A 669-nucleotide genomic window follows, 5' to 3' on the forward strand; every position below is an offset into this window, starting at 1 on the left:
GATTGTGGCGACTGATTCTGCGGCTTCGGCATCGTCATGTATGTGTAGATGCTGAATGCGGCAGTGATAGCCATTACTACCCACATGACAATGGTTGCAATTTCGGCTGGGTGAATCACAATATAGAACTCTCCTTCTAAAGCCTGTAAATTTCTTAATCCTCGCTCATCGATCGGTGTTACATCATTTTGTGGTGCAACTGATTTATGATAAATCCGTGCGAAATCAGGAAAACTTTCAAATTGCCATTCTAAGAAAGCACAAACATCCTCAACTTCAGCAATGGTCCAATCATCTTTTTTAAATTGATTTGGACAGATATGAACTGTTTTCATTTGTAATACTCCACTGTCCTAAATCCAATTTTTACAACTTGTGGATCTGCGTTTTGTGCACCACGCAACCCTAAGTGCCAAACTCTGCCATTAAAAAAAACCCCAACATGAGTTGAGGCTTGATCGTTCCATTTATAGTAGGCAAGACAGGGACTAATGGGTTCATCTAATCTTTCGAACTGACCTGAACCATTTAAGAAATCATCCAATCTTTGTCTTAGATCCTCACCCGTAATAGCTTGCCAAACATCACACGCAAATTCATTACACGTATAATCTTTTGACCACTCTTTACTTAAAAAATGCTCTAAGTTCACTAAGCACCTCGTAACAA

The 669-nt window shown here is 39.5% G+C and carries 1 protein-coding gene and 1 pseudogene; both read right to left on the bottom strand.

Going from position 1 to position 669, the window contains the following annotated elements; all coding sequences use genetic code 11:
- Positions 1–335 (bottom strand): annotated as a pseudogene (locus tag C9E89_RS23015) (host specificity factor TipJ family phage tail protein); the annotation flags it as partial.
- Positions 332–669 (bottom strand): hypothetical protein (locus tag C9E89_RS23020; protein WP_228199115.1); only part of this gene is annotated, 338 nt, incomplete at its 5' end. The gene C9E89_RS23020 and the pseudogene C9E89_RS23015, both read right to left, overlap by 4 nt.

Source organism: Acinetobacter sichuanensis, from assembly GCF_003024515.2.
In the GTDB taxonomy this organism is placed as follows: domain Bacteria; phylum Pseudomonadota; class Gammaproteobacteria; order Pseudomonadales; family Moraxellaceae; genus Acinetobacter; species Acinetobacter sichuanensis.